Genomic DNA, 15,214 nt, shown 5'->3' on the forward strand with positions numbered 1-15,214 from the left:
CGCGCACGGCTGGCAATCCCGAGCGACGAATCGTCGCCAAACTACTCCCTGGGGTAATGGGTCCTGGCTTTCGCCAGGACGACGATGGAGAAGCATTGCAGCCCGGTTCCGCCCTCACGCCGCCGGCTGCGCCTCGTCCTCCACCCGGCTCTGCCGCAACGCCCGGGCATAGAGCATCATTCCCTCGCGCACCGTGTGCTGCTCGGCCTCCGTCAACGCCGCCAGCGCCCCGCGCACCTGCTGCCGGCCGAACGCATGCAGCGCCTCCAGCGTGCGCCGGCCCTTGCCCGTCAGTGACAGCAGCTTGCTCCGTGCATCCAGCTCGTCAGGCGTCTCCCTGAGCTCACCGCAATCGATCAGCTTGCGCACCAGGCGGCTGACGCTGGATTTTTCCAGCCGCAGGAAATCGCCGAGCTCGCCGGAGGTCATCGGCCCGCGGATGCCGATCTCCAGAATGGTGTGCACGGCCGACGGCGGATAGTCCGACGCCGCCACCGTCGCATCCATGAAGCCGAGCTCGCGCACCATCAGGCGCGAGGCGGCGCGGATGTCGTCGATCAGCGATAGCCCGGTCATCTTGACTTCCGGCATATGGTTGTATCATACAACTATATGCGCCGAGCGGCGCGCGCAAGCGTCTTGGAGTGGCTCATGAGCGGAATCTTCCCGGCTGGTCAGCGGATGAGGGACAAGGTCTGCCTGGTGACTGGCGGCGGCAGCGGCATCGGCCGCGCCACGGCCTTGCGGATGGCGTCCGAAGGCGCGGCAGCGATCATCGTTGCGGGGCGGCGCGAAGCGGAGATCGAGGCGACCGCGGCGGCATGCCGCGAGATCGGCGCGGACGCGATCGCGCTCAAGACCGACATCACGCGCGAGGACGACGTGGCGCGCCTCGTCGGCACGGCTGTGAAGCGTTGCGGCCGGCTCGACGTTGCCTTCAACAATGCCGGCTTCCAGGAGCGCCGGGCGCCGCTGGAAGAGCAGGGCATGGAGATCTACGACAGCGTGTTCGACACCAATGTCCGCGCGCTGTTCCTGTGCCTGCGCCATCAATTGCCGGCGATGCAGGCGAAAGGGCGCGGCAGCATCGTCGTCAATGCCTCCGTCAGCGGCATGCGCAATCCCAATCCCGGGTTTTCGCTCTATTCGGCCTCCAAGGCGGCGGCGATCTCGCTGACGCGCTCAGCCGCCATGGAGAACGCCCCGCGCGGCATCCGCATCAACGCCATCGCGCCCGGCCGCGTCGTCACCGACATGATGCTGCGCGCCGGTGTCGGCGATGTCGCGACGGTCAGCGCCGGCCTGCCGCTGCGGCGGATGGGGAGCCCGGAGGAGGTCGCGGAGGCCGTGGTGTGGCTGTCGTCGGATGCGTCGTCCTACGTGGTCGGGCACGTGCTCGCGGCGGATGGGGGATTTCTGGCGTCGTAGCTTGCGGGTGGTGGCGCCAAACATTCAGTGTCGTCCCGGCGAAGGCCGGGACCCATACCCACAGGGAGTAGTTTGGCGAAGATTGGTTGTTCGGGATTGGCACCGCGCACAATCGATAGATCACGCGGTATGGGTCCCGGCCCCCGTGCGCAATTGCGCACGAGGCCGGGACGACAACATCAGTGCTTCTGCCCGTACAGCACCGGCACCGCCGAATCCACGACCACCTCCACGAGGCTCGTGCCCGCATACGCCATCCCGTGCTTCAGCGCCTCGCCGAGCTCTGCGGCCTTGCTGACCCGCACCGCATGGCAGCCCATGCCTTCGGCGAGCCGCACGAAGTCGATGCCCGGCAATTCCAGCCCGGGCACGTTCCTCACCTGCATCACCTGGCTGAACGAGCGCATCGCGCCGTAGCCTGAATTGTTGATGACGACGACGGTCAGCGGCAGCTTGCGTTGCGCGGCGGTCCACAGCGCCTGGATCGAATACATCGCCGAGCCGTCGCCGATCAGGCACACAGTGCGGCTGTTCGGCTTGCCGAGCGCCATGCCGACCGCGGCTGGCAGGCTATAGCCGAGGCCGCCGCTCGCCATGGTGTAAAAACTGTCCTGGCCGCGCATCGGCATGAACTTCTGCATCGCCGGCCGGTGCGAGGGCACTTCCTCGACCAGCGATGTGCCGTCCGGCATTGCCTGAGACAGCGAATGCAGCAGGAATTCGACCGGCAGCGGATCGGCGGCCTGCGGCGCCGGCGGCAGCGTGCGGCCTTTTGGCGTCGCGCGTTTGCTCTCCGGCAGCAGGTCGAGCAGCATGGTGAGCGCCGGCTTCATCGTGGCGAGGATGCTGGTGCCGACCGGGGTCACCGCAGCGGCATCCGGATCATCCGTGATCTGGAAGATCGTCGCGCCGCCGTCGAAGATCGCGGCATGCCCTTCGACATGGAAGGTGAACACGGGTGCGCCGACCACGACGGCGAGATCGTGCTCGCGCAACGCGTCGGAGAGTTGCGCGGGTGAGGCATGCAGGAAGCCGGCGAACTGCGGATGACGCTCGGGGAACGAGCAGCGTGCCGAGAACGGGCTGACCCAGACGCTCGCCTTGGCCTTCTCGGCGACGCGCACCATCAGATCGACAGCGCCGGCGCGGTCGACGCCGGGGCCGACGACGAGGGCAGGGTGTTTTGCGGAGCCGAGTGCGGCGACCAGCGCTTTCATTGCCTCCGGCTCGGGGCCGATCTCGCGGCTGACCTTGCGCGCCTCGACTGGCGCTGTGGCATGCGTCCAGTCGTCGATCGGGATCGAGACGAAGGTCGGCCCACATGGCGGCTGCATCGCGGTGTAATAGGCGCGCGCGATCGCGGCCGGCACGTCCTCGGGCCGTGCCGGCTCGACACTGTATTTGACGTAGGGACGCGGGAACTCCGAGGCGCGCTCGGCATAGAGGAACGCCTGGAGCGGCAGGATCGAGCGCGCCTGCTGGCCCGCGGTGATCACGAGCGGGGTCTGGTTGCGATGCGCGGTGTAGATGTTGCCGAGCGCGTTGCCGACGCCGGCGGCCGAATGCAGATTGACGAAGCCGGCATTGCGCGTCGCCTGCGCGTAGCCGTCGGCCATGCCCACGGCGGAGGCTTCCTGGAGCGCCAGCACATAGTCGATGTCGTCGGGCCAGTCGCTGAGGAACGGCAGCTCGGTCGAGCCGGGATTGCCGAAGACTTTCTTGATGCCGAAGGCGCGCAGCAGGTCGATTGTCGCCTGCTTCACGGTGACGGACTTGCTGCCGGTCTTGCCGTTCTTGGCCATGGTTTCCGTCCCCTGTTGTTGATTGACGCTATCAACCTCGCCCGTCATTGCGAGCGCAGCGAAGCAATCCAGACTGTCTCCGCGGAGGGATACTGGATTGCTTCGCTTCGCTCGCAATGACGAGGAGGCAGCAGCGGTGGCTCACCACACCGCCGTGCCCTTCATCGTCGGCTGTCCCTCCGCATTCGCGGTCCACAGCTCCATGCTCTCGCCGCTGTCGTTGGCGTTGATCGAGAACTCCGTGCCTTCGAACAGTGGCTGCAAACCGCGATAGGTAAACTTCTTCGGCGCCTTGCCGCCGTGGAGCTTCGCCGCCATCTCGATGATGAGCGCCGCCTGCAACGGGCCGTGGAAGATCAGGCCCGGATAGCCCTCGACCTTGGTGACGTAGTCGCGGTCGTAATGGATGCGGTGGCCGTTGAAAGTCAGCGCCGAGTAGCGGAACAGCAGCACCGGATCGGACACATGCGTCTCGCGATGCTGCGCCTTGGGCGGCGGAGGCGGGGCCTTGGCGCCGGCAGGCGCGCCGCTCGGGATCTCGCGATAGACGATGTCCTGGCGTTCGCGGATGGCGACGCCACGCGGTGAGGTCACGGTGTGCTCGACCGCGACGAAGCACAGCGTGCCGGTCGAGCCTGATTTCACCGTGACGTCGGCGATGCGCGAGGTCCGCGTCGATTCATCGCCGACGCAGAGCGGCTCCAGAAATTCGATCTCGCCGCCGGCCCACATCCGGCGCGGCAGCGGCACCGGCGGCAGGAAGCCGCCGCGCGTGGGGTGGCCATCGGGCCCCAGCATCGCCATCGGAAACACCGGCTGCGCCAGGCACCAATGCACCGTGAACGGCGCGGCGTCGCCCTTTTGGGGCTCGCCGACCTCCTGGAACAGCGTCGCGCGCAGGCCCTTCACGAGCTGCGCGGTGACGATGTCGGTGGCCTCCGTGCTGCGGCTGATCCATTGCCGCAAATGATCGATGTCGAGCTTCTCGGTCATGACGCCTCGCTCTTGTTATTTCTTGGATGGACGTTCGCCGATGGCAGGCACGGCACCGTAAGCGCGGCTCTCGCCGACGATGATCGGCGCCGGCGCGGGATAGCTGACGCGGCCGTTCGGCGTGTCGACCTCGATGCGGCGCAGGTGCGGGTGGTTGGTGAGGTCGGCCATGGTGTTGACCTCGGCAAACGCGATGTCGGCATCCGACAGCCGCTTCAGCAGCTCATCGCGCGTCATCTTGCCGAAGGCGTCCGCCACCGTCTTGTCGGTGAAATCGCGGTTGCGCACGCGCTCGACCATGTTGGCGACGCGCGGATCGGCGGGCAGGTCCTGCTGGTCAAGCACCTTCACGCAGAGCGTCTTCCACTCCCGCTCGCTCTGGATCGAGATCAGGATGTCCTTGCCGTCTTTCGAGGTGAACACGCCATAGGGCGCGATCGAGGGATGGCGCAAACCCATGCGCTTCGGCGGATTGCCGGCCTCGGAATTGAGCAGCGGCACGGTGCACCAGTCCGCCATCACGTCGAACATCGAGATGCGGATATCGGCGCCCTTGCCGGTGCGCCCGCGCGCGATCAGCGCTTCCAGGATCGCCGCATGCGCGGTGGCGCCGGTCGCGACGTCGACAATGGACATGCCGACGCGCGAGGCGCCGTCGGGATTGCCGGTGATCGACGCCAGCCCGCTCTCGGCCTGGATCAGGAGATCATAGGCCTTGCGGTGCGCGTAGGGGCCCTCGTCGCCATAGCCGGTGATGGTGCAGGAGATCAGCTTCGGATAGTCCTTCAAGAGCCGCTCGCGCGAAAAGCCGAGCTTGTCCATCGAGCCCGGCTTGAGGTTCTGGATCAGCACGTCGGCGCTCGCGATCAGCTTCTCCAGCTCGGCGCAGCCTTGCTTGGTGGCGAGATCGACCACCGCCGACTGCTTGCCGCGGTTGAGCCAGACGAAATAGCTGCTCTGGCCCTTGGCCGCCGCGTCATAGCCGCGGGCGAAATCGCCTTCGGGCCGCTCGATCTTGATGACTTCCGCGCCGGCATCCGCCAGGCGCGAGGAGCAGAACGGTGCCGCGACCGCCTGCTCGACCGCAATCACCCTGATCCCGTCAAGTGCTCCCATGATTGCTGCCTCAGTACGAGCGGGGCATGCCGAGCACGTGCTCGGCGACGAAGGACAGCACGAGATTGGTCGAGATCGGCGCCACCTGGTAGAGCCGCGTCTCGCGGAATTTGCGCTCGACGTCGTATTCCTCGGCAAATCCAAAACCGCCATGGGTCTGGATGCAGGCATTCGCCGCTTCCCAGGACGCGTCCGCCGCGAGCATCTTGGCCATGTTGGCCTCGGCGCCGCAGTCGAGCCCGGCCTCGTATTTGCGCGTCGCTTCCTTCACCATCAGCTCGGCCGCGCGCATCGAGGCGTAGGCCTTCGCGATCGGAAACTGGATGCCTTGATTCTGGCCGATAGGCCGGCCGAAAACGCTGCGCTCCTTGGCGTAGTTCGTGGCCTTCGCGATGAACCATTTGGCGTCGCCGACACATTCGGCCGCGATCAGGATGCGCTCGGCATTCATGCCGGAGAGGATGTAGCGGAAGCCCTTGCCTTCCTCGCCGATCAGATTTTCCGCCGGCACCTTCATGTCGGTGAAGAACACTTCGGTGGTGGCGTGGTTCATCATGGTGCGGATCGGGCGGATCTCGAGGCCCTTGCCCTTGGCCTCGCGCATGTCGACGATGAACACCGAAAGGCCGTCGGTGCGCTTCTTGACCTGCTCCTTCGGCGTGGTGCGCGCCAGCAGCACCATCAGGTCGGAATGTTCGGCGCGGCTGGTCCAGATCTTCTGGCCGTTGACGATGTAGCTGTCGTTGCCGTCCTTGCGCGCAAAGGTCTTCAGCGAGGAGGTGTCGGTGCCGCTGGTCGGCTCGGTGACGCCGAAGGCCTGCAGGCGCAATTCGCCGCTGGCGATCTTCGGCAGATATTTTGCCTTCTGCTCGGCATTGCCGTGCCGCAGCACCGTGCCCATCGTGTACATCTGGGCGTGGCAGCCGCCGCCGTTGCACCCCGCACGCTGGATCTCTTCGAGGATTGCGGCCGCGGCGGAAAGCTTCAGGCCCGCGCCGCCATATTCTTCGGGGATCAGCACCGAGAGATAGCCGGCCTCGGTCAGCGCGTCGACGAAGGCCTTCGGGTAGGCCATCTCGCGATCGAGCTTGCGCCAGTATTCGCCGGGAAACTGCGCGCAGAGCTTTGCGACGGCTTCGCGGATGTCGGCGTGATCTTCGGTGTGGTGTTCTTCACTCATGGCGTTTCCCGTTTGGTGCCGCAGTTAAGATAACGCCGGCCGATCCTCCGGCGTTGTGAAAACAACGCCAGCCCCCTATGCTCATTTGCTATAGCGTATGGAGTAGCCTTCCAGGATTGGCAAGCATGGATTTCCGGCAGCTCAGGACCTTCAGTTGTGTGGCGGAGCTCGGCAGCCTCTCCAAGGCGTCCGACACGCTGCGCGTGGCGCAGCCGGCGCTCAGCCGCCAGATCAAGCTTCTGGAACACGAGCTGCGCGTCGACCTGTTCACGCGCAACGGCCGCGGCATGGTGCTGACCGATGCCGGACGGCTTCTGCTCGCACGCACGTCCGGCATCGTGCGGCAGATCGACCAGATCCGCGACGACATCCAGTCGGCCAAGGGGCCGCCGTCCGGCCAGGTCGTGCTTGGCTTGGTTCCGACCGTGAGCTGCGTGCTGTCGGCGCGCTTCGCGCGGCGCTGCGTCGAGACATTTCCCGGCATTTCGCTGCGCATCGTCGAGAGCTACAGCGGCCATCTCGTCGAATGGCTGCACCGCGGCGAGATGGATCTCGCCATCCTCTACGGCCGCTCGGCCGATCTGCACCTCAATGTGCAGAGCCTCGGCCGCGACAACATCGTCGCGGTCGGCCCGCGCGGCTGCGGCCTCGCGCGCAAGAAGAGCGTCGATGTCGGCTGGCTGCTGCGGCAGCGGCTGGTGCTGCCCAGTCATTCGCACGGCCTCCGTGCGCTGATCGAGCACGCGGCCGCGCAGCGCAAGATCAAGCTCAACGTCCAGCTCGAGGCGGATTCGTTTCGCGTGCTGACGAGCCTCGTGGAGGAGGGGCTCGGTTTCGCGCTGCTGCCGCCCTCGTCGGTCCACGGCGAGGTCGCGGACGGGCGGCTGGAAACCGCTGTCGTGTCCAAGCCGATGACGCGCGAGCTCATTTTCGCTTCTCCGATCGACCGCCCGGCCTCGACGGCCTCGCTGGCCATCACCGCGCTCCTGCGCGAGGAAGTCGCCGCCTGCCGCAAGGAAGGGGTCTGGGACATCCGGCTCGCGTAAACGGTGCCGTCTTCGCCTCGCCCCGCGAGCGGAGCGGGGGAGCGCACCGAGCGCGCGGTGAGTGTTCTCAATGCGGTTTAGGCCAGAAGCCCGGGGGCCACCCTTCGCATCTGGTGCGAGCTGTCATGCCGGAATTTTATAGCTGGGAAGTGTCGCCCTGCTGAGCGTTAGGGACGATGCGCTCTTCGCTCCACCTTCGGTGTCATTGCCCGCGAAGGCGGGCAATCCAGTATTCCAGGGGCGGCGCGGTTAGAATCGAGAAGCCGCGGCGTACTGGATGCCCCGCCTTCGCGGGGCATGACAGAAGAGGTTAAGGAAGCACCTGCCGAATAGCGGCGCGCCTACACTGGAATCCTCACCGGCAGCGACTCATAGCCCTTGATGAAGCTCGAATAGATCCGCTTCGGCTCTCCCACCACCTCGATGCGGTCGAAGCGCTTCAGCATCTCCTCCCAGACGATCTTGAGCTGGAGCTCGGCGAGCCGCATGCCGACGCAGCGGTGGATACCGAAGCCGAAGGAGAGGTGGGTGCGCGGCCGCGGGCGGTCGATGATGAACTCGTTCGGGCGGTCGATCGTCTCCTCGTCACGGTTCCCCGAGACGTACCACATCACGACGCGGTCGCCCTTCTTGATCTGCTTGCCGCCGATCTCGGTATCCTGGAGTGCCGTGCGCCGCATATGCGCGAGCGGCGTCTGCCAGCGGATCACCTCGGGCACCATGGAGTCGATCAGCGCGGGGTTGGCGCGCAGCTTGTCGTACTGCTCGGGGTTCTCGTTCAGCGCCAGCACCGAGCCGGTCATGGTGTTGCGCGTGGTGTCGTTGCCGCCGACGATGAGCAGGATGATGTTGCCCATGAGGTTGTCGGGGTCCATGAAGCGCGTGGCGTCGTTATGGGCCATCAGCGACAGCAAATCGTTGCGCGGCGCGGAGTTGACGCGCTCGTTCCACAGCTTGGACATGTAGGCGTAGCATTCGTCCATCTCGCGGCGGCGCTCTTCGGCCGAGGCGACGATGCCGCTCTTGGGCAGCGCGGTGGAGACGTCGGACCAGCGCGTCAGCTTGCGCCGTTCCTCCCAGGGGAAGTCGAACAGCGTCGCCAGCATCTGCGTCGTCAATTCGATCGAGACGCGCTCGACGAAATTGAAGGTCTCGTTGCGCGGCAGATTGTCGAGCACGGTCTGCGAGCGCTGGCGGATCAGCTTTGCCAGCTCGTCCAGATGTGTCGGCGTGAACATCGGCGACACGGTCTTGCGCTGCGCCGAATGCCGCGGCTGGTCCATCGCGATGAAGCTCGGATAGTCGTAGCCGGGCGGCACGTCGCGGATCGAGATCCCGCCGAGCGTCGAGTCGGAGGAGAAGAGGCCGTGATTGGTGTCGACATGCATGATGTCGTTGTATTTCACCACCGACCAGTAGGGCTCGATCGGGGCGTTGGTGCAGTAATGCACCGGCTCTTCCTTGCGCAGCCGCTCGAACCACGGCCACAGCGTGTCGTCCTGGAACAGGCGTGGCGCGCCGGGGTGGAACTGCGCGAGCGGGGTGGCGTAGGCCTCCTCGCGCGCCCTGCGCATGCGTTCGGCCTTGTCCACTTTCACCGGCGTCTGGATGTTCATGGTCGTGGCTCCAGTGCTTCTCTTTCTTCGCCTCTCCCCGCTTGCGGGGAGAGGCCGGAATTCGAGCGAAGCTTGAATTCCGGGTGAGGGGGACTCTCCGCGATTCGGCTGTCGCCGTCCCCGTGGAGAGTCCCCCTCACCCCAACCCTCTCCCCGCAAGCGGGGAGAGGGAGTTGACTCACGCCGCAATCTTCACCGGCAGCGTTTCCAAACCCTTTACGAAACTCGAATAGACCCGCTTGGGTTCGCCGACCACGTCGATGTGGTCGAAGCGCTTGAGGATCTCTTCCCAGATAATCTTGAGCTGGAGTTCGGCAAGCCGCAAGCCGACGCAGCGGTGGATGCCGAAGCCGAAGGAGAGATGCGTGCGCGGGCGCGCGCGGTCGATGATGAAATCGTAGGGCTTTTCGATCGCCTCCTCGTCGCGGTTGCCCGAGACGTACCACATCACGACCTTGTCACCTTTCTTGATCTGCTTGCCGCGGAACTCGAAGTCGGACAGCGCGGTGCGGCGCATATGCGCCAGCGGCGTCTGCCAGCGGATCACTTCCGGCACGAAACTGTCGAGCAGTGCCGGATTCTCGCGCAGCTTGCGATATTGTTCCGGATGCTGGCTCAGCGCGTAGATCGAGCCCGACATGGTGTTGCGGGTGGTGTCGTTGCCGCCGACGATCAAAAGGACGAGATTGCCGAGGAAGTTCTTCGCGTCCATGTCGCGCGTCGCGGCGCCATGCGCCATCATCGAGAGCAGATCGCTCTTCGGCGGCTGCTCGATGCGCTCCTTCCAGAGGCGCGCGAAATAGCCCGCGCATTCCGTCAGCTCGGCCTGCCGCTCGTCTTCGGTGGCGACGAGGCCATCGGGGCCGGGAATGGTGGTGGCGATGTCCGACCAGCGCGTCAGCTTGCGGCGATCCTCCCAGGGGAAGTCGAACAGCACCGCGAGCATCTGCGTGGTGAGCTCGATCGAGACGCGGTCGACCCAGTCGAACACCTCGCCGCGCGGCAGATTGTCGAGGCACTCGGCCGAGCGGGTGCGGATGTTGAGCGCGAGATTGTCCAGATGCGTCGGCGTGAACATCGGCGCCACGGTCTTGCGCTGCGCCGCATGGCGCGGCGGATCCATCGAGATGAAGCTTTCGCGGCGCAAATCCGGATCGATGTCGCGGATGGTGATGCCTCCGAGCGCGGAGGCCGAGGAGAACACCGAATGGTTGGTCTCGATCTCCATGATGTCGTTGTAGCGCGTCACCGACCAGTACGGCCCGAACATCGAGTCCTTGCAGTAGTGCACGGGGTCTTCACGGCGCAGGCGGTTGAAATAGGGCCAGAACGTATCGGTCCTGAACAATTCAGGATCGCCCGGATCGAATTGCTCCAGCGGCAGTGACGTGGCGCGCTCGCGCAATGCATCGAGCTTTGCCGTGCTTTCGATGGTCCCGTGCATGACCGCTCTCCCTGACGTGAACCGCGCGTTCTCGTTGAATTCTGCGCTGCGGTATTTGATTTGCAATTACAGCCGGTTGTCTGCGTCGGGGCAAGGGCGAGTTTTGCCACACCCAACCTTTGGGTGAGCGTTCGGCGGCGGTCACGCGGATGTGTCAGCGTGATCTCCCGCACGCCGTTTGGCAGGGAAACGCGCCAGAAACCGACTGGAATCGAGGTAAATCGAACCCGCCCATCTTGGGGATCGACCAACCTCTGATCTATAGTTTGATCGCAACAGGCCAACATCCCGAGGTTGCCGCCGTGAACGACATGCAATGGGCCCCCACCGGTTCCGAACCCGTCCCGCCGCCACTGCCGCCCACGCGGGTCGACTTCGCCGGCGACCGCTCCGTGTTCCGCAAGATGGTCACCAAGGGTGCCATGCTGGAGCTGGTCACTTTCGGCTTCTACCGGTTCTGGCTCGTCACCGACATCCGCCGTCATCTGTGGTCGAACACGTCGATCGACGGCGACGCCGCCGAATATACCGGCCGGGGCAAGGAATTGCTGATCGGCTTCCTGTTCGCGCTGGCGATCCTGGTGCCGATCTATCTGGCCTATTTCCTCATCGGTATCGAGTTCGAGCGCTGGCAGGGCTTTGCCTCGACGCCGCTGTTCATCAGCTTCTATGCCTTCGGCCAGTTCGCGATTTTTCGCGCGCGGCGCTATCGCCTGACGCGCACGGTCTGGCGCGGCGTGCGGTTCTGGATGGACGGCTCGGGCTGGGCCTATTCGTTCCGCGCGATGGCGTGGGGCCTGCTGGTGTTCCTCACCCTCGGCCTGGCGCTGCCCTGGCGCGAGGCCGCGCTCGAACGCTACAAGATGCAGCACACCCACTACGGTGATTTGCGCGGCGATTTCGAAGGCGATGGCTGGACGTTCTTCAAGCGCGGCTGGTGGCTGTGGCTGCTCAGCCCGATCGCGCTGGTCATCTTCCCGCTCGCCCCGTTCTTCTACGCCGAGTTCAAGGCGCGTGAGTGGCGCTGGTGGCTCGACGGCATCCGCATCGGCGGCGTCCGCCTGTCCTCGCAGCTGCCGCATGATGCATTCTATGGCCTGTACTGGAAGGTGATCGGCTGGTGGACGCTGCTCTCGATGATTTTCGCCGCCTATCTCGGTGGCGCCACCATGCTCGTCGTCCAGCTGAGCGGCCTTCCGGTCGAGCAGGTGTTCGGCCCCGACAATACCGCCAAGAGCATCCCGATGCTGGTGATGATGGTCATCGGCTATTTCGCCCTGGCGCTTGCGATCAACATCATCATGCGGGTCTATCTTCAGCGCGATCTCTGGGCCAAGGTGCTGGAGACCGTCGAGGTGCATAACATCGGAGCCGCGGCGGACGTGCGCGGCAGCGGCGAGCTCGCCAGCGCGCTCGGCGAAGGCTTTGCCGACGGACTCGATGTCGCGGGATTTTGATCTGTGAGTGAGTTGTCCACCGAGGCTCCGGCGCAGCCCGCAAAGCCGACGATCTTCTTCGACGGCGTGTCGAGCCGCAGGCGGCAGGTGACGCTGACGCTCGGTGATGCGCTCGAGATCGTTGAGGAGGGCGGGACGCCGGTTCGCTGGGCCTATGCCGACATTCGCCGTGCCGACGGTCCGGCCGGTATCCTGCGTCTGGCCGCGACGTCCGCGCCGCCGCTGGCACGGCTGGAGATCCGCGACGCCGCGCTCGCGGCAGACGTGACCGTCCGCTGCATGCGTCTCGATGAGCACCAGACCACGCGCCGCGGTGTCGCGAAGATCGTCGGCTGGTCGGTGGCCGCCGCCGTCTCCATCGTCTGTGTCGTGCTGTTCGGCGTGCCGCTTGCCGCCGACCGGCTCGCGCCGCTGGTGCCCAAGCCGATCGAACGGCGGATCGGTGACGCCTCGGAAGTCCAGGTGAAAGCCATCTTCGGCCGCAACGTTTGCGAAGACCCCGCGGGCAAGGCCGCGTTTACAAAGCTCGTCAACCGCCTGCGCGATGCCGCCGGCCTCGACGATGATTCCATGACGGCGGGCGTGCTGCCGACCCCGGTGCCGAATGCGTTCGCGCTGCCCGGCGGCAAGGTGTACGTGCTGAGCGGCCTGCTCGACAAGGCGCAAAACCCCGACGAGCTTGCCGGCATCCTCGCCCACGAGCTCGGCCATCTCAAGCATCACGACAGCATGCGCGGCCTGATCTACAACGGCGGCACCTCGTTCCTGATCGGCCTGCTGTTCGGCGACGTCACCGGCTCATCCGCCGTGATCTTCGCCTCGCGCAGCGTGGTCGAAGCCTCCTATTCGCGCGAGGCCGAGACGGGCGCCGACACCTTCGCCATCGAGATCATGCACGCGCTTGGCCGCTCGCCGAAACCGTCGGCCGAGCTGATGTTCCGCATCACCGGCAAGGAAGGCGGCGGCCTCACGTCGATCCTGGCGAGCCATCCGCTCACCGAAGATCGTCTCGCCCGCATGACCAGGGAAGATCGCCCCGCCAGCGGCCCGCCGCTGCTGACTGACAAGGAGTGGCAGGCGCTGAAGGGCATTTGCGGCAGCGGGAAGATCTAGGGCAAGCCGCCATCCTCAGACGGCCTTACGGGTAAGTCCGTTTCATCGCCAGATCTGATCGAAAATGTTCTGGTCTACTGAAATTCGGTGAGGAATTCCGTCGTATCGAGCGGCTTCGGGATCGAGATCTTCACCGTCCTTTCCGGATTTTGCCTCACGACGTACATGTCGATGAGTTTTGCCCCGGAGAGGGTTCGTTCAACCGTCGCGCCGGTCTTCATGTTGATCGCCGTCGCGCCGCAGTCCCGGAAATCCACCGTGCCATAATCCGGGAGCGGCATCGGGGTTGGATCGGGCGGGATCGCCGGTCTCTCCATCACCCATTCGGCAGTCGCTCCTGAAACCTTGAAGGGGAGGCCACCGTTGGGCGCGGGCGCGCTCTGAAAGAATTGCACGACGCGGCCGGTCGAAACATTCGTGATCACGAACGACACCCCGGCGCGATCAGCCGCGACCTGCATGTAGCATATGATCAGATCGCCAGGATGAATCGTCGGTGCAGCGAGCTTGATGGGAATTGCCTGGCCTGCGAGGCCCCTGACCCACCATTGCCACCACGCGAAAAACGACCTCGTCGGGACGCCCATGTTCGGCTCGATATTCTGTGCCGTGCCAAACTGCGGGAGAGTCGACATGTAGTAGCGACGCTGCCCGTCAAACCCGATCCATGTGGAGCTGAGATCCTTTTCGCCGGGCCTCGCGCCTGGCGGGAGGTTCGGCGTCGGAACCTGAAACTTCGTCCAGATCGTCGAAAATACCGTACCATCCCTGGGCGTGATGTAGGCGCCGGACCAATTGAGGCTGGTTTGCCGCCGCGGCGATTCCCAGAAAAAACCGCGGATCTGTGTCGCGACGGGAGGAAGTATGTCGAAAGCGAATTGCTCGAATGCGAGCGACCTGGCGAACATTTGTTGCCAGAGTGCGTGTTCGGCCGGCTGATATTTCGGATCCGGCCGCATCGGAAACCCGAACTTCTTCAGGTCTTCTCGCGGCGCCTGCAACGGGTCGAACCCTTCCGGAGGTGGAGTGCTCGTTATCGAAGCTTCGACGAGCTTCCTCAGGGCGCTCGGGTCCAACGGAGGGTGTGGCTTTTGCTCGGAAATCATTGCCATTCCTCCGCTGCGGCGGCAATCGCCTGATCAAACATCGTCACGGTGGTTGGCGTCAGGATGACCGTATCGATCAGATCCGCTAGCCTGGTGCCGCCTGCGGAGTCTGCTGCGTAGTGCAAACCGGCGATCTCCCGGTTTCGCGCGATCATGTCCGCCAGAACCGTCAAGTCGGCCTTCCATACGATCTGGTCGGCCGCAGGCATCGGATTCGGCATCGATGCCGTTGCGGCAAAGATCCTGAGCATGCAGTTCTTCATCAAATGCGCCTGCGTGGAATGCCCGCTCGGCCAGGATGAGTGGCCGGGGACGGGGATAGGCGGCAGCAATGCGGGACAGATTTGCGATGGTCTGGGCAAGTCGTATTTGTCCTTGAAATACAGTGCCGCAAACGATCCGATCAGACTGGCGATGTTCAATACGCGCCATGTTTGCGGATGCGATCCCGGCCGGATCGTCAGCACAGCCAGGAAATCAGAGAAGAATTCGCCGTCCTGCGACAGGATGAGTCCCATGGCATCCGGTCGTTCGTCTCGATCGGCAAGCACGAGATCATCAATTTGGCTGTTGAAGTTCGCGACAAGGGCGTTCCGAATGTTTGTGAACATGGGGTCCGCATCGACGGTCGCCGCCCAGTTGGGGACCTTGGCCAACATCTCATGCAAGACACGCCACGCATACCAGTTCGCCGACCATTGCCTGTTGCCGAAGGACGTCGGCGGGATTCGCCGCAGCGAACCAAGGTCGCTCATCCCGCCTGGGGCAAGTCTTGTGACGAATGGCAAGTCGACCCGGTCGGAGATGAACCAGCCGACACCTCCGATGTTGCCGGTGTTTCCGGTGTTGCCTGTGTTGCCCGTATTCCCGGTATTCCCAGTGTTACCCGTGTTACCTGTCATGACGTCTCCTC

13 protein-coding genes are annotated in these 15,214 nt (G+C 64.8%); 4 read left to right on the forward strand and 9 right to left on the reverse strand.

Translation table 11 applies throughout. The features are described from left to right. Positions 1 to 114: 114 nt before the first annotated feature. On the reverse strand, positions 115 to 576 hold the full coding sequence (locus BM118_RS30220; RefSeq protein ID WP_177234833.1) for a MarR family winged helix-turn-helix transcriptional regulator: 462 nt from the start codon (positions 574 to 576) through the stop codon (positions 115 to 117). A gap of 75 nt (positions 577 to 651) precedes the next feature. Here BM118_RS30220 and BM118_RS30225 point away from each other — a divergent pair, with 75 nt between their 5' ends. After that, the gene (locus BM118_RS30225; RefSeq protein WP_092190131.1) at positions 652 to 1,428 is read left to right on the forward strand and encodes an SDR family NAD(P)-dependent oxidoreductase; all 777 of its coding nucleotides are present in this window, start codon (positions 652 to 654) and stop codon (positions 1,426 to 1,428) included. 179 nt (positions 1,429 to 1,607) lie between these two features. Here BM118_RS30225 and mdlC read toward each other — a convergent pair whose 3' ends face one another. The 4 genes from mdlC to BM118_RS30245 form a co-directional block, all read right to left on the reverse strand. After that, positions 1,608 to 3,230, reverse strand: coding sequence for a benzoylformate decarboxylase (gene mdlC, locus BM118_RS30230; protein ID WP_092190133.1), 1,623 nt, complete (start codon positions 3,228 to 3,230; stop codon positions 1,608 to 1,610). A gap of 141 nt (positions 3,231 to 3,371) precedes the next feature. Further along, positions 3,372 to 4,223, reverse strand: a complete 852-nt coding sequence (locus BM118_RS30235) for an HTD2 family dehydratase (RefSeq protein ID WP_092190135.1) — start codon at positions 4,221 to 4,223, stop codon at positions 3,372 to 3,374. 15 nt (positions 4,224 to 4,238) lie between these two features. After that, the gene (locus BM118_RS30240) at positions 4,239 to 5,339 is read right to left on the reverse strand and encodes a CaiB/BaiF CoA transferase family protein (RefSeq protein WP_092190137.1); all 1,101 of its coding nucleotides are present in this window, start codon (positions 5,337 to 5,339) and stop codon (positions 4,239 to 4,241) included. 10 nt (positions 5,340 to 5,349) lie between these two features. Then, entirely contained in the window at positions 5,350 to 6,519 is a 1,170-nt protein-coding gene (locus BM118_RS30245; RefSeq protein WP_092190139.1) for an acyl-CoA dehydrogenase family protein, read from the reverse strand. Positions 6,520 to 6,644: 125 nt separating this feature from the next. Between BM118_RS30245 and BM118_RS30250 the strand changes: the two genes are divergently transcribed. Next, the gene (locus BM118_RS30250) at positions 6,645 to 7,565 is read left to right on the forward strand and encodes a LysR substrate-binding domain-containing protein (protein ID WP_092190141.1); all 921 of its coding nucleotides are present in this window, start codon (positions 6,645 to 6,647) and stop codon (positions 7,563 to 7,565) included. A 341-nt stretch (positions 7,566 to 7,906) separates the two neighbouring features. Here the strand turns inward: BM118_RS30250 and BM118_RS30255 are convergent, their stop codons facing one another. After that, positions 7,907 to 9,181, reverse strand: coding sequence for a cytochrome P450 (locus BM118_RS30255; RefSeq protein WP_177234834.1), 1,275 nt, complete (start codon positions 9,179 to 9,181; stop codon positions 7,907 to 7,909). Between the two features lie 178 nt (positions 9,182 to 9,359). After that, entirely contained in the window at positions 9,360 to 10,625 is a 1,266-nt protein-coding gene (locus BM118_RS30260) for a cytochrome P450 (protein WP_092190143.1), read from the reverse strand. Positions 10,626 to 10,927: 302 nt separating this feature from the next. Between BM118_RS30260 and BM118_RS30265 the strand changes: the two genes are divergently transcribed. Together BM118_RS30265 and BM118_RS30270 are read left to right on the forward strand one after the other, a co-directional pair. Next, positions 10,928 to 12,082 carry a YjgN family protein gene (locus tag BM118_RS30265; RefSeq protein ID WP_441299767.1) on the forward strand — a complete coding sequence of 385 codons (1,155 nt, stop codon included), beginning with the start codon at positions 10,928 to 10,930 and terminating at the stop codon, positions 12,080 to 12,082. A 3-nt stretch (positions 12,083 to 12,085) separates the two neighbouring features. Continuing rightward, positions 12,086 to 13,195, forward strand: a complete 1,110-nt coding sequence (locus BM118_RS30270) for a M48 family metallopeptidase (protein WP_092190145.1) — start codon at positions 12,086 to 12,088, stop codon at positions 13,193 to 13,195. Between the two features lie 74 nt (positions 13,196 to 13,269). On the opposite strand, the gene BM118_RS30275 is transcribed toward BM118_RS30270, so the two are convergent. Then, positions 13,270 to 14,301 carry a G1 family glutamic endopeptidase gene (locus BM118_RS30275; protein ID WP_177234835.1) on the reverse strand — a complete coding sequence of 344 codons (1,032 nt, stop codon included), beginning with the start codon at positions 14,299 to 14,301 and terminating at the stop codon, positions 13,270 to 13,272. Beyond that, positions 14,298 to 15,203, reverse strand: coding sequence for a phosphatase PAP2 family protein (locus BM118_RS30280; RefSeq protein ID WP_143099542.1), 906 nt, complete (start codon positions 15,201 to 15,203; stop codon positions 14,298 to 14,300). The genes BM118_RS30275 and BM118_RS30280 overlap by 4 nt, the downstream gene beginning before the upstream one ends. Positions 15,204 to 15,214: the final 11 nt, after the last annotated feature.

Source organism: Bradyrhizobium sp. cf659, from assembly GCF_900113725.1.
Taxonomy (GTDB): domain Bacteria; phylum Pseudomonadota; class Alphaproteobacteria; order Rhizobiales; family Xanthobacteraceae; genus Bradyrhizobium.